Here is a 672-nt window from a genome sequence, read left to right on the forward strand (position 1 = left end):
CCGGCCTCGGGCAAGTCGGGCCTAGTGCGGGCCATCGTCGGCTTCTGGCCTGCGGTGCGCGGCAAGGACCGCCCCGACGGGGCGGCCCGCGTCCAGTGGTCGCCCGACTGCCTCGCGCCCCAGATCGGCTGCCTGCCCCAGGAGATCGAGCTGTTCGCCGGTACCATCGCGGAGAACAAGGCCCTCTTCGATCCGGCCGCCACCCCGGAGGCGGTGACCGCCGCCGCCGGGGCGGCGGGCGTGCACGAGCTGATCTTGCGCCTCTCGGAGGGCTACGACACCCGCATCGGCGAGGGTGGGGCGGGGCTCTCGGCCGGCCTGCGCCAGCGCATCGGCCTGGCGCGCGCCCTCTACGGCGACCCCTTCCTCGTCATCCCCGACGAGCCCAACGCCAACCTCGACGCCGAGGGCGAGAACGCGCTCACGGGGGCGATCCTCGGGGTCCGCCGGCGCGGCGGCGTCTGCATCGTCATCGCCCACCGCCCTTCCGCGCTCGCCGCCCTCGACCTCATCCTGATGATGGCCGACGGCCGCGCCCAGGCCTTCGGCCCCAAGGACGAGGTCTTGAAGCGCGTCCTGCGCCCGGCCTCCGTGCCGGCTTCCCCCGCCGCCCTGCAGGAGCGCGCCTGATGGCCCTCGCCCTCGACACCGGCCCCGCGGCGGCACTGGCCC

1 protein-coding gene is annotated in these 672 nt (G+C 75.7%); it reads left to right on the forward strand.

What is annotated here, in order from left to right; translation table 11 throughout:
• A partial coding sequence (locus MKK58_RS13805) for an ATP-binding cassette domain-containing protein (RefSeq protein WP_243912600.1) occupies positions 1-630 on the forward strand: 630 nt, incomplete at its 5' end.
• Between the last annotated feature and the right edge of the window lie 42 nt (positions 631-672).

This window comes from Methylobacterium sp. J-078 (assembly GCF_022829285.1).
GTDB lineage: Bacteria > Pseudomonadota > Alphaproteobacteria > Rhizobiales > Beijerinckiaceae > Methylobacterium.